General features: G+C 44.2%; 11 protein-coding genes. 6 read left to right on the plus strand and 5 right to left on the minus strand.

Annotation, left to right across the window (positions count from 1 at the left end; translation table 11 throughout):
• Positions 1 to 101: 101 nt before the first annotated feature.
• Positions 102 to 1058: an AEC family transporter gene (locus tag AC3CHU_RS19115; protein WP_488526204.1), complete on the minus strand. Its 957-nt coding sequence runs from the start codon at positions 1056 to 1058 to the stop codon at positions 102 to 104.
• Positions 1059 to 1218: 160 nt separating this feature from the next.
• Here AC3CHU_RS19115 and AC3CHU_RS19120 point away from each other — a divergent pair, with 160 nt between their 5' ends.
• The gene (locus tag AC3CHU_RS19120) at positions 1219 to 1812 is read left to right on the plus strand and encodes a TetR/AcrR family transcriptional regulator (RefSeq protein ID WP_054546122.1); all 594 of its coding nucleotides are present in this window, start codon (positions 1219 to 1221) and stop codon (positions 1810 to 1812) included.
• A gap of 207 nt (positions 1813 to 2019) precedes the next feature.
• Complete coding sequence (locus AC3CHU_RS19125) at positions 2020 to 2868, plus strand: alpha/beta hydrolase (RefSeq protein ID WP_146455328.1); 849 nt, start codon at positions 2020 to 2022, stop codon at positions 2866 to 2868.
• Between the two features lie 154 nt (positions 2869 to 3022).
• On the opposite strand, the gene AC3CHU_RS19130 is transcribed toward AC3CHU_RS19125, so the two are convergent.
• The gene (locus tag AC3CHU_RS19130) at positions 3023 to 5563 is read right to left on the minus strand and encodes a glycosyl hydrolase family 18 protein (protein WP_488526205.1); all 2541 of its coding nucleotides are present in this window, start codon (positions 5561 to 5563) and stop codon (positions 3023 to 3025) included.
• 438 nt (positions 5564 to 6001) lie between these two features.
• Entirely contained in the window at positions 6002 to 6466 is a 465-nt protein-coding gene (locus AC3CHU_RS19135; RefSeq protein WP_004732753.1) for a DUF2850 domain-containing protein, read from the minus strand.
• 307 nt (positions 6467 to 6773) lie between these two features.
• Between AC3CHU_RS19135 and ppnP the strand changes: the two genes are divergently transcribed.
• On the plus strand, positions 6774 to 7055 hold the full coding sequence (ppnP, locus tag AC3CHU_RS19140; RefSeq protein WP_054546124.1) for a pyrimidine/purine nucleoside phosphorylase: 282 nt from the start codon (positions 6774 to 6776) through the stop codon (positions 7053 to 7055).
• A 216-nt stretch (positions 7056 to 7271) separates the two neighbouring features.
• On the opposite strand, the gene AC3CHU_RS19145 is transcribed toward ppnP, so the two are convergent.
• Entirely contained in the window at positions 7272 to 8144 is an 873-nt protein-coding gene (locus tag AC3CHU_RS19145; RefSeq protein ID WP_488526206.1) for a pirin family protein, read from the minus strand.
• 177 nt (positions 8145 to 8321) lie between these two features.
• Between AC3CHU_RS19145 and AC3CHU_RS19150 the strand changes: the two genes are divergently transcribed.
• Complete coding sequence (locus AC3CHU_RS19150) at positions 8322 to 8603, plus strand: hypothetical protein (RefSeq protein ID WP_054546126.1); 282 nt, start codon at positions 8322 to 8324, stop codon at positions 8601 to 8603.
• A 28-nt stretch (positions 8604 to 8631) separates the two neighbouring features.
• Here the strand turns inward: AC3CHU_RS19150 and AC3CHU_RS19155 are convergent, their stop codons facing one another.
• Positions 8632 to 9822 carry a GGDEF domain-containing protein gene (locus tag AC3CHU_RS19155; RefSeq protein ID WP_146455594.1) on the minus strand — a complete coding sequence of 397 codons (1191 nt, stop codon included), beginning with the start codon at positions 9820 to 9822 and terminating at the stop codon, positions 8632 to 8634.
• Positions 9823 to 10155: 333 nt separating this feature from the next.
• Here AC3CHU_RS19155 and AC3CHU_RS19160 point away from each other — a divergent pair, with 333 nt between their 5' ends.
• Entirely contained in the window at positions 10156 to 10494 is a 339-nt protein-coding gene (locus tag AC3CHU_RS19160; protein ID WP_146455334.1) for a DUF1840 domain-containing protein, read from the plus strand.
• Between the two features lie 404 nt (positions 10495 to 10898).
• Positions 10899 to 12293 (plus strand): hexose-6-phosphate:phosphate antiporter UhpT, encoded by a 1395-nt coding sequence (uhpT, locus tag AC3CHU_RS19165; protein ID WP_004732760.1) that lies wholly within the window; start codon positions 10899 to 10901, stop codon positions 12291 to 12293.
• Positions 12294 to 12467 lie beyond the last annotated feature (174 nt).

A 12467-nucleotide genomic window follows, 5' to 3' on the forward strand; every position in this document is an offset into this window, starting at 1 on the left:
TTACGAAATCTAGCAGCCTTTATGCCCAACCAGTTAGTCCTAAATCAAGGCTTATGACCTTTATTTCAGGGCTTGTGTCGGTTTTTTGAAGCCTGTCGCAGCTATATTAAACCCATTGCGGTGAGTGCAAAAATACCTAATGTACAAGTGATAAGAGAAACAACGGTCGTGAGCGCGATGATGTTAGCCGCCAGGGTTGAATTCCCTCCCATTGCACGAGCCATAACATAGCTCGCTGCTGCCGTTGGTGCAGCGCTCATCAAGAAGATAAGCCCGAGATCGAGCCCTTCAAACCCTAAGTACCCAGCAGCCAATGTAATCAGTAACGGTGAGGCAATTAACTTGTAGCTAGAGGCGAACCACGTCGACAACTTTTCTTGTTTGAGCGAGCTAATATCCAGCGACCCGCCAGTACAGAGCAGGGCTAAAGGTAATGTCATATTGGCAAAGTATTGCCCAGCGTCAGCCACCATTTTTGGAATCGGAATTGAAAGCGCATAGAAGACGACCGCTAAGAAAATAGCAATAATTAACGGGTTTTTGGTGATGGACTTGGCGATCACTTTAATCGCTTTCGCGCCTGTGTCTTCGCCTTTTGGGGTCAGTGCAATCACGGCTTGAATGTTATACAGCACGGTGAGGGATGCGACATAGATAGCCGCCAATGCCACGCCTTGGTTGCCATAGATATTAGCCACATAGGCGAGGCCAATGATCGCGGTATTAGCGCGGAATCCACCCTGGACAATCACACCTTGATCTTTCGAGTCTTTGAATACCAATTTGGTCGAGAAAATCGTAAACAAGAAAAAGACAAAGTTAGCGATGACGCCAAAGGCAACTAACGCGCTACTGGCTGAAAAATTATGATTTGATTGAACAATGCTGAGAAATAACATCGCGGGTAGAGTGACTTGAAACACCACCTTGGATGCGACATCAATGAAGTTGTCATTGATTAAGCCAATTCGCTTGAGCATCACACCAAGAAACAGCATTAAACAGATAGGGCCTGTTACTGACGCCGAAAACGCAAACTGTTCCCAAAGTGTGTTCATTCTTTTTCCTTTGTTAGTCGATTTCAATTTCCTTTGAATACTGTCGCATTTTTCCACAATTCTTTGATAATACAAAATGAATACCAAGGGTTAAGTAAAAAACTTGAAAAAAAGTACGAACGTGCTAAAAATAAAGCATCAGATTTATTGTTGGTGAATAATGAGCAAAGGAAAGATAACCAAAGAGTATATTTTGAGCCATGCATTTTCACTTGCGAGTGAGAATGGTCTTGAGAGTTTAACGATTGGCGAATTAGCCAAGCAGTGTGGCATGTCTAAGAGTGGTTTGTTCGCGCACTTCAACTCTAAAGAGAACCTGCAACTCTCTGTACTCGAGTATTCCAACGCCATATTCACTGAAAGAGTCATCATTCCTGCGAGAGAGTTGGGTGATGGTGATATTGAAGCGAAATTGAAACAGCTGCTTGATAATTGGCTGGGCTGGAATCATTCATTCCAAGGCAGCTGCATGTTTATTGATGCTTGGAAAGATGCAGGCAGCGAAACGTCTGTCATTCAGAAGGCACTGCAGAAAACCATTTCAGTGTGGATTGATTACTTGACGATTCAGGTAGCAAAAGCAGTTGAGAGCAAACAGTTTAGGGCTGATTTAGACCCAAAGCAGGCCACTTTTGAGTTATATGGTCTGTATTTAAGTGCGAACTTGTTTTACTCATTGCGAGGGCAGCAAGCGAGCCATACTCATTTTTGGAGTGGTGTTGAGCGCTTGGTCGCTAGCTGGAAAGCGGTTTAACTCGCCAAGCTACTTAGCTCGCAAACTATTGAGTTCGCAAACCATGTGACTTTGTTTCACTAAGGTTTGCAAAAGATTTTAAGAGAAGTGGCGGCAAGCAGTCATAAACAGCGCTATCGCCATTTTTTATACTAATAAATAGCACGGTCGTTCGATTTTAGGGCCGAGCTCGATCCGCCAATAATGATGGCGATACAAGGAACGGTCATGAGTGACAAAATCTATTTTAATACATCGAACAAATTTAGCTTCAAGCGTAGCTTGATTGGTGCTACGACGAATCTGCATTACATCCTAGCACCGAGCCACGCAAAGAAAACGGCACGTAAACTGCTGCTCACTCCGATGCGTACCGAGCAAAAAAACGCGGATCCACAAGGGCTCATCAAGAGTGAAATCGAAGGTCGTGATGGCGTTATCAAAACGTATTCTTTGGGTACTGGTCCAGTTTGGGTGCTTACCCACGGTTGGTCAGGCACCGCGAGTCAGTTCTTTCCTTTAATGGAACACATCGCTGCTAAAGGCTTTACTGCAATGGCTTACGACCACCCTGCTCATGGTGGCAGTGATGGCGTACATGGTCATATCCCAGCGTTTGTGAACGGCTTGGAAGCGATTCTAGATTCGGTTGGCGAGGTGGCAGGCTTGGTCGGTCACAGTATGGGTACCGCTTCTGCGTTGGAATGTAAGCACGTTAAATTGGAAAACAAGCCGTTATTGCTCATTGCACCTGTGTTGGATTATCTAGAAAACCTATTTGGCAGCGTGGCGCGTTCTGGTTACTCAATGAAGTTATTTGAAGCGGTCGTGGGTGAGGTAGAAGAGCAGTTTAACTATCCAATTCAATCGGTTGATCCTTATGGCAAACTTGCGCTTCGAGAATCGCAGACGATTATCGTTCATGATGAGCAAGATAAGTTTACGAAGTTTGACGTGTCTCAGCGTGCGGCTAATGAAATGGGTCGTGTTACCTTGATCGCGACTCAAGGCCAAGGCCACGGACGAGTGATGAAATGCCCACAAGTATTCGAGAGCTTTGATAACTTAATTGACTAAGTCCAACGATCGCAAGTCAGTAGAACGCCAGTAAAAAGATCGTAAGCTCAAAGCTCAGAAAACATAAATAAAAAGGCCAACCAGACATTATCTGGTTGGCCTTGCTTTTAGGTGTCTAGTCGACGCTTAGTGAGCGTTTAGCTAAACCCTATTTTTAGCTTGCACAGTTTGCAGGGCCGATCTCTTTCCACACGCCCCATTGGCCTGTCGTTGTTGGATCTTCACCTGTTGTCCACCATTTCGCTTCCCAAACCTTACCGCCTTGAGTTACTTGGTCGCCGCCAGTGTAGACCGCACTTGAATCCCAAGCGTTAGTACATGTACCGCCGCCAGTGGTTTTCTTAAGAACGTTCACTGAAGTAGCCGCTACCGATGTATCAGTGCCATCGCTGACCGTTACAGAGAAGTTCAGCGTCGTATCTTGCGTGTATTCCGCCGCGACAAAGCTCACTGAAGCACCTTGAACCGTAGCATCAATACCAGCAGGCACATCCCACGTGAAGGTCAATGTATCTTGGTTAGCATCACTCGAAGCCGAAGCATCAACCACGACTACATCACCCGCATTAACTTCAGCCGGAGCCGTAACCACAGCAACTGGTGCTGTATTGACTGGACCCGTGTCTTTAGGGGTTACTGTTACAACAACGGCGTCAGTTGCAGTAGCGCCTTCGTTATCAGTTACCGTTAGGCTAAACGTTAGTACTTCTTGTTGCACGACTTCAACCACATCGAAGCTTGCAACTGCTGTATTAGCGTTGGCTAGCGTTACGGCTGTTCCGCTTACTTGTGACCAAGCGTAGCTAACAATTGTGCCGTCGCTGTCTTTTGAAGCGCTACCGTCTAGAGAAACAGAAGCTGGGCCTTCAACCGATTGGTCTGCGCCCGCTGCTGCGGTTGGTTTACGGTTTACAGGATCTGTTGTTCCGCCCGCTAGGCCTTCATGCATTGCGTTGAGGATGTCGCCGTTATCTGCATCAATTTCCCAAGAGAATAGACCCGCAAGGCCAAGGCTACGAACGTACGCGCCTTTTGCTTTTACTGAGCGGTCATCATCAAATGTGATCAGCTTGCCCGAAGTACGGTTCCAAACGTAAGGCGCTTCTGCCATTTCGTCGTAACCATATTCAAAGCCGTTGATGCCTTGGTTGTTTGCACCAAGCATGTTCGCCTTAATGCCTTTGTAATCGATAACGCCATCTTCCCATACACCCTGAGCAGAGCTGCCGGTCAGTTTGCCATTACCTACGCCAGTCATTGGATCACTAGGATCTGAAAGTGATGATGGTAATACGCCTTCCCAACCACGGCCGTACATCGCTGTACCAACCACAAGTTTGTTCGCAGGAACGCCTTGCTCAAGCAGCAATTGGATGCCGTTGTCTGTGGTGTAAGCTGGGCCAGTGTATTGTTCGCCATTTTCATCAAGGCCTGTGCCATCGCATTGACCAGGGCGCATGAAGTTACCGCAGTTTAGTGCTGTTTGGTGACCTAACACGTTGTTCCAACCGCCGTAGAAGTCGTAAGTCATTGCGAAGATGTAATCCATGTATTGGATAGCATCGCCGTAGTTCACGTCTTCAATCTTATCGTGACCAACACCGATCGCTGATGTTAGCTCGTAAGTACGGCCGTTCTCAGCTTCTAGCTCATCCAACATAACGCGCAGCTCTGCCATCAATGCAATGTAAGCAGGGCCGTCATTTACAGGATCACCAAGATCGGGAGCAGCACCGCCTCCACCAGGGAATTCCCAATCGATATCGACACCATCGTAGAATTTCCATGTGTTGAGGAATTTCTTAACCGATGCAACGAACGTGTCGCGGTTGGCTTTAGTCGTGAAATCGAAGAACGGGTCAGACAGTGTCCAACCACCAATTGATGGGATGATTTTCAAGTCTGGATTGCGCTGTTTTAGCGCCATCATCATTGCGTAGTTACCCTTGATAGGTGAGCTGTATTCGTGACCAGCTTGCGGGAAACTCTTTTGGAAAGCGGCCCAAGGGTCATGAATCACCACTTCGTAATCGTTTACACCCTGACAGGCTGTCATGAGTGCGTTGTAGCTGTTGCCGCCTACCGATTTTACTGATTCATTAGGACCACAAATTGGGATGAAGCCATAAAGGATATGGGTCAAGTTGTCAGCGGGTAGGTTATCAACGGTGTAATCACGACCATAAATACCCCACTCAACAAAGTAAGTACCTACTACCGTGCTTGGGTCTGTATTGTATGACTTGTTGTTCGGATCAACATTCATTGCAAGTGGTGCTAAGTGTGAACCATCGGTATCTGCAATCGTGATCTGAGCAGGAGCACTTTTGGCGCAGCCTGTTTCGTCACACGCTTCGATTTCCATCTGAAATAAGCCGCCTTGGCCGTATTCGAATGAAGCTGTAGTTTGGCTGCCAGTAATAGGGCCAGTGGACACTTTAACGCCATCGAAGTAGATGTTGTACGTGTTTCCTGACGTTCCGCTCCATTGGTTGAACTTGACGTCGACCTTTGCTTTGTCGTGATATTTAACCATCTGGTTGTAGCCTGATGTGGTTTCCATCGCGAGTTCAATTTTGGAAAACTGCAGGTTGTTGGAACCGTACATGTCGATGCTAGGTGCTGTTGGAGCAGCTAATGCTGTACCAGATAGCGCTAGAGCAATGCTCGCAGCACAGGTATTTATACGAATCATACTTTTTCTCTCATTCCTTGAAGGTTACGAGAACCAAATGGCCCCATAAACGGCTCCAGTCAGTTTTGAAGGAGCTTCCCAGTCAGTATTCGAGAGAGTTTTAATTTTATAACTGAAAATAAATCCGTTTTCGATGGACAACTAAAAAATAGTATTTCGTTACAATTCTGTTGCTTAATGAGTGAGAGGCTGAGTCCATGTTTTATAAAATAAAACACCCTTCAGAAGTAAAATCTCATAAGTGAAAATCCACGACATGAAGTTATGAAAAGATGCGACAAACGATAAGAAAATATCGCAAGTTGAAGCAGTATCACAAAGCGAAGTGTGTTGAGTGAGCGGCGCAGATCGGTAGGTAAATATGAAAGTAGTGATGCGGAGAATACTTTTTACGGAGAAGACTATTATTTAGACGACTGAAGAAGACTGAGAAGGGGATTATCTTTTGAATTGCTCAGCTAAGGAAGCGCGTCTTTGTTGCATCACACTGTGGGTATCACCAGCTGCAGTATCTTCGTAGCCTTCTTTAATAAATTGCTGAGATGGTACGCTTGGCTCTAGTCGCTTCAAGCGAGGAGAATCGTAAGTTCCACTGATGGTGTAAACGGTGGTTCCAGAGCCTGTGCTGATCGTGACAATCTTGCCATCAAAATCAAACGAGGTAGCAATGAGGCGATGATTCATCATCACACCATTATCTGAAAGTGTCAGGGTATCAGTATTGTAAGGTGGTGCTGCAATCTCTATCCATGTGCCATAGACATTGCTTGGGCTGACAGATTGTTGGTGGGCTTGGTAAGCAAAATAGCCCGCGGTGAGGGCAATCATAAAACCAGCTAATAGGAAGCTGTAGAGTAACGAGTTGGCAAATAAATCTCTGCTTTTGATCGACTTTTTTGCCATTATCTCTTCATTTTCCCACTGATATTATTTTAGATTCTATTAACTAAAACCTTAGTTTGCAAAAATTGTTATAAGAGTTAGAAGCAGGATCGAATGTTCCAATAAATTTGGTTGCGTTGGCGATTTTTTGCCTAATTCCTTGGTATTTACGTTATCAATGAAAGTGAATTCAATAAATGCCTAAGCTATGCGTATTTATTTCTTGTAGGACAGTCTCGAATTGGTTAAAACAATTATCACCTAGATTTACGCATAGGCTCATTCGTTGAGTCCAATAATTGCAATTTGAAGATAACAAGGAAGTACAATGATTAAAGAGAATACATACTTTGATGGTGGCGTTAAGTCGTTAGCGTTTAACCAAGCTGGCGCTGATGTGAGTGTTGGTGTGATGGCGGCTGGCGAATACACATTCGGTACCGCGGCTCCAGAGAAGATGACCGTTGTTAAAGGTGCTTTAATTGTAAAGCGTGTTGGCGATGATGACTGGACGACATACCAATCTGGTGAGTCTTTTGACGTTGCGGGTGATTCTTCATTCGACCTACAGGTAAAAGAAGCGACAGCTTACCTGTGTGAGTACCTGTAACTCGCTCTAAATTCGTTTAATCAGGACATCGTTTGTCTCTGATTTAATAGAAAAAAACCACGCTCTAAGAGCGTGGTTAAATAAGTGATAGTAACCGGCAGTGGATAGTGTCACTTGTTTTTGCAGTCATCAAATGGATGACCAAATCGTTGTTCGTTGCAAAATATCTTCAATCTTCAATTCAAATCTCAAAGCTCAAAGACAGACATCTGTAAATCAGTAAGTCTCAAATACGCCGTTGTTGTAATCCTGAATCGTCTGTTCAATCTCTTCCATTGAATTCATGACGAACGGACCATAGTGCACAACAGGTTCATTAATCGGCTGACCAGAAAAAATCAGTACACCTGAATCTTCTAGGCTTTCTAAAGACAACAATTCAGCTTTTGTTAACAGGGTAAGCTGACCTTGCTTGATCACTTTGTCGTTGATCTTAATACTGCCTCGGTACACATAAGTCATGGCATTGTGATTAACATTAGTCCCTAACGTCACTTTTTGCCCAGAATGAGAGCGCCAATCCGCAACGCTTAATGGCACACCTGTTTTCTGCAATGGACCTTGCGCTCGTAAAGCCTCTGAATCATCGTTAGTTTGGTTATGCAGTTCAAACCCACCGGCTATCACTCTCAATAAACCACGTTGTTCACTTTGGTGTTCTGTAATGCTTTCACTCTGGAAGTCGTGATATTGCGCGGGCAGCATTTTGTGTGACGCAGGCTGGTTTATCCAAATCTGAAAACCGTGCAATGCGCCTTCTTCCATCATCGGCATTTCACTGTGAATCACACCACGACCCGCGGCCATCCACTGTGCGCCACCGCTACGTAGCTCTCCAATATTCCCCATGTGGTCTTTGTGTTGGAAGTGACCTTGGAGCATGTAAGTGAGCGTTTCTATCCCACGGTGAGGGTGTGGAGGAAAGCCACCAACATAGTCTTTGCTTTCATCCGACTTAAGTTCATCAATCATCAAAAATGGAGAGAAACGCGTGTTATTGAAACCAGTGAGTCTTTGGATTTTGACTCCATCACCATCGGAGGTGGCATGTGCTGCAATCACATTATCTACTGTTCTTACACTCGTCATTTTGAAATCCTCATAAACTTGAATAGCTGTAGTTTATGTAATTCGATTTAAAAAGAAGATGGCATAGCGTTGAGTGACTTATTCGAAAATTTTGAACAGGTAACAATAATTTTGAACAGGTAACAATATGAAATTATGTCTATACTCAATATAGAGTAGACCGCCAAGGAGGCCGCTATGGCAGTACAGCAAAAACATGGCGAAAGGCAAGGTCGGATGGGCTTTGATAACGACTTTACAACGGAGCAAGGGCAGCGTTTTACCGAGGTTGCGAACAGCGCTGTTAAACGTCGCGTGAAAAAACGTGAGATTGAAGCACCGTTTATTCAGTCGGCTAAGCAAGCTGCTTTTAAAACGGTAGTGAGACCTAGAGGCAATAACCCAAACCGAACACGACAAGTCGTATGGATTATTGTGATCGGGTTAGTGAGCCTATGGCTTATGTATATGGCAGGTTAGCGCGCTTAGCAGTAAGCGATGTTAATGGTTAACGTTGACGCGTTTTTAACAGCGTAACATTGTTCCCTTCGACTTTTGCTTCAAGACAATCTCCAAGCTCAGATGAATCCGATTCTGAGAAGGTTAGATTCGTCGGTAGTTCTTCTATCAAGGTCGATACTGGATTGTCGTGATAATAAGCGTATCGGTTTTTTCCTGAGTGCTTAGCGACATACATCGCTTTATCAGCACATCTCGTCAGTTCATGTAATTCTTGAGCATCTTGCGGATACAAAGACACCCCAACACTGAGCGTTAATTCCTTGATTCTCTCGTTTGTCTGGCAACCACTTTCGAATAACCCGCAAATCCTATCTAAAATACCGTCTAGATCTTTACGAGTTGGTACATCGTAGAGCATCAAAACAAACTCGTCGCCAGCAAAGCGCGCAATCGAATAGTCGTATTCATGGCTTTTCCTGTCTCTGGTTCGGATGTTGTTGCTCAAGCGATTAGCAAAGTGCTGTAAGACACTGTCTCCGACGTCGTGCCCGTAGCTGTCGTTAATGCCTTTAAAATCATCAATATCTAAAAAGACCAACGCCGTAAGTGATCGCTCACTATCCACTGTCGCAAGCTTTTCTACCGCCCAGCGCTCAAAACTCCAGCGGTTTGCCAATCCGGTAAGTTGGTCTCTGTAGGCGAGATCTTCAATGCCTTCTTTATACAGGCGTTGGATGTAACTGACGGCTTTTGTGTAGTAATAAGCGGATGTGTGACACACCAAACTCATGGTAAACAGGCTAAGAATAAATCTGTGTGTGCTGTTAAATGGCAAAGAAAAGTTGTTGGGCATCGCCGTAATTAAGATGCTGATAAATAGGCAAAATGAGGTGCTGAAGATAATGCCAATTCTGAAATCGTTAATGAAAATGACGGCTGCCAGAATCGGATAGAGCCAAAGTATCCGGTCGGGAATAGCGTGACTGTACAAGAATAGGATAACCCCTTGTGCCAGAAGAACGCCACTCAGAATCAATTCTGAATATTCAGGGTTAATGACTTTTCTTACGTAAAATGCATTGGAGATAGCGATCAGTGCAAAACACAATTCGAAAACCGATAGTGTGTAATGTTGGCCTTGGAAGTAAGCCCAAGTGTAGAAAATGAATAACGCAGCGGCAGTCAGTGAAAAGGAGTGGACAATCTTTTGCTTGCGGGTGGATCGTATGTCCGCCATTTCTTCTAGATGTCTGCCGACCAGCCTTTTCATGTGATTTGTGCCAAAGATTTTGATAATGGAGTTAATAGTAGATTAAATAATAAGCTATGCGGATACTTAGATGGCTATTTAGTGTGATTGTTATCAAGGTTTTATATTAAAAGCGCCCAACCGATAGTAAATAGTGATGCGTATCACTGACGGCGCAAGCTTGTCCGAGAGGGAGGATAATCAAGGTTCGAGTTGGCAAAAGCGATTTAGTTATTATCCACTTGCTTTCCAATGATTTACTCAACATAGTTTGTAGATAGCTAAATGTTTATAGATACCTAAATTTGATAGAGGCTCATTATGTTAATTACCTTTAGTTGCAAGGCTCATGCTAGCGTCACGATGTTTGGTGAGGTAGGTCTTCAGTTCATTAAGATGCTTGGACATAGTGGCGCGATCCCAGGAGCGATTGATGCTTCAGAGGTTCCTCAAGCGCTAAACAACTTACGTGCTGCGATCGCTGCTGAGCAGAGCAAACCGGTAGAGCAAGAAAATGCTGATGACGACAGTGAAGAAGAGGTTGTTGAAGCGCCTGTTAATATCGGTAGCCGAGCTTTTCCGCTAGTCGAACTATTGAAAGCGGCAATCAAGGATGAATGCGAAGTGATGTGGGAAGACGGCAGCGGTAAACGACTGTAGTACGATTCGCGCAAAACACGTAACAAGCCTATTGAATCTATTTTAATAGGAATGAATGTTGAGCCAGTATTGATCATGTCATGGAGTTTGATGGTGATGAATCGACACTGGCGCTTTTTTTAGGCGAAGTGTTTCACTTGTGTTTGTTCGTTTACAAAGTTTATCAGCCTTGAAATGAGTTACTTTTGTTATCGTAATATCAATACATAACAGACCGTAAACAAAGTGATGCTGTTCACGCTTTCTTGACTCCCAATTCTGAACTAGGAATTTTTCTTAGTTATTCTAAGACCCTCTCTCATGCGGTCGATTTTTAGACTCCTTATTATTTCACGGTCAACTAACAAAGAATGCATGGTCGCAATTATGCCGTGCAGACCTCACAAAAAATAAGAGAGTTCACAATGTTAAAGTTCCTAGATCAGGTTAGAAAACCGACGCTGGATCTTCCGGTCGAAACTAGAAGAAAGATGTGGTTTAAACCATTCCTGCAATCGTACCTAGTCGTGTTCATTGGTTATCTAACCATGTATCTAATCCGTAAGAACTTCAATGTCGCGCAAAACGACATGATTTCTACTTATGGGTTATCAATGACGGATCTAGGTCTTATCGGTCTTGGTTTCTCAATTACTTATGGTATTGGTAAAACCGTCGTTTCCTATTACGCCGATGGTAAAAATACCAAACAGTTCCTGCCATTCATGCTTGTCCTTTCTGGTATTGCCATGTTGGGCTTCAGCTTCAGTATGGGGGGCGGCAGCGCTAGCTTATTCATGATGGTTGCCTTCTACGCATTGAGTGGTTTCTTCCAAAGTACGGGTGGCCCTTCAAGTTATTCAACGATCACTAAATGGACGCCTCGTAACAAGCGTGGTTCGTATTTAGGTCTTTGGAATATGTCGCACAACGTGGGTGGTGCGGGTGCTGCTGGTGTTGCTCTGTTTGGTGCGAATTACCTATTTGATGGCAACGTAATTGGTATGTTCGTTTTCCCATCTATCATCGCGATTGTGGTGGGTTTTATTGGCATGCGTTTTGGTAATGATTCTCCAGAAGCATACGGTCTAGGTACGGTTGAAGAGTTGTTTGATGAAGAAATTAGCGAAGAAGATACTATCGCTGAAGAAAATCAAATGACCAAAAAAGAGATCTTTGTTGAGTACATTCTAAAAAACAAAGTGATCTGGTTGCTCTGCTTCGCGAATATCTTTTTATACATTGTTCGTATCGGTATCGATCAATGGTCTACCGTTTACGCGTATCAAGAGCTAGGTTTATCAAAAGAAACGGCGATTTCAGGCTTTACTCTTTTTGAAGTCGGAGCACTGGTTGGCACATTGATGTGGGGTTATTTATCAGACCTTGCGAACGGGCGCCGTGCTTTAGTTGCTTGTGTATCGCTTGGACTGATTATTGTCTCTCTAGAGTTCTACCAAAATGCAACGAGCGAGTTCATGTACCTAGCGTCACTGTTCGTACTTGGCTTCCTAGTGTTCGGTCCTCAACTGTTGATTGGTGTTGCTGCGGTAGGTTTTGTACCTAAGAAAGCAATCAGTGTTGCTGACGGCGTGAAAGGCACATTTGCTTACCTAATTGGTGACAGCTTTGCCAAACTTGGCCTCGGTATGATTGCGGATGGCACACCTATTTTCGGCTTAACGGGTTGGAAAGGCACATTCGCAGCATTGGATACATCTGCTGCTATTTGTATTGTTTTGCTGCTATTCGTTGCGGTTGCGGAAGAGAAGAAGATTCGTCACGCGAAGAAGATGCATCTAGCGGCTCAAAACGCCTAGCGAGTTTTCGCAAATAGAGTTTCGGGTAGACTGTCTCACGTGCTTTATTTGATTAAAGCACGTGAGATCATACCAATCGCTAGTTCGATTCAGTATCATCTCTATCAATAAACTTAATATTAAATAGCTCCTGTCGGGGCTATTTTTCTTTCTTACTCCTAATTTTGGTTAATA

This window comes from Vibrio sp. QJM3NY_39 (assembly GCF_057785895.1).

Excerpts from the sequence above, each read along its gene's own strand:
- AC3CHU_RS19115 (WP_488526204.1), bottom strand. The coding sequence starts at position 1,058 with ATGAACACACTTTGGGAACAGTTTGCGTTTTCGGCGTCAGTAACAGGC.
- AC3CHU_RS19120 (WP_054546122.1), top strand. The coding sequence starts at position 1,219 with ATGAGCAAAGGAAAGATAACCAAAGAGTATATTTTGAGCCATGCATTT.
- AC3CHU_RS19125 (WP_146455328.1), top strand. The coding sequence starts at position 2,020 with ATGAGTGACAAAATCTATTTTAATACATCGAACAAATTTAGCTTCAAG.
- AC3CHU_RS19130 (WP_488526205.1), bottom strand. The coding sequence starts at position 5,563 with ATGATTCGTATAAATACCTGTGCTGCGAGCATTGCTCTAGCGCTATCT.
- AC3CHU_RS19135 (WP_004732753.1), bottom strand. The coding sequence starts at position 6,466 with ATGGCAAAAAAGTCGATCAAAAGCAGAGATTTATTTGCCAACTCGTTA.
- ppnP (WP_054546124.1), top strand. The coding sequence starts at position 6,774 with ATGATTAAAGAGAATACATACTTTGATGGTGGCGTTAAGTCGTTAGCG.
- AC3CHU_RS19145 (WP_488526206.1), bottom strand. The coding sequence starts at position 8,144 with ATGACGAGTGTAAGAACAGTAGATAATGTGATTGCAGCACATGCCACC.
- AC3CHU_RS19150 (WP_054546126.1), top strand. The coding sequence starts at position 8,322 with ATGGCAGTACAGCAAAAACATGGCGAAAGGCAAGGTCGGATGGGCTTT.
- AC3CHU_RS19155 (WP_146455594.1), bottom strand. The coding sequence starts at position 9,822 with ATGGCGGACATACGATCCACCCGCAAGCAAAAGATTGTCCACTCCTTT.
- AC3CHU_RS19160 (WP_146455334.1), top strand. The coding sequence starts at position 10,156 with ATGTTAATTACCTTTAGTTGCAAGGCTCATGCTAGCGTCACGATGTTT.
- uhpT (WP_004732760.1), top strand. The coding sequence starts at position 10,899 with ATGTTAAAGTTCCTAGATCAGGTTAGAAAACCGACGCTGGATCTTCCG.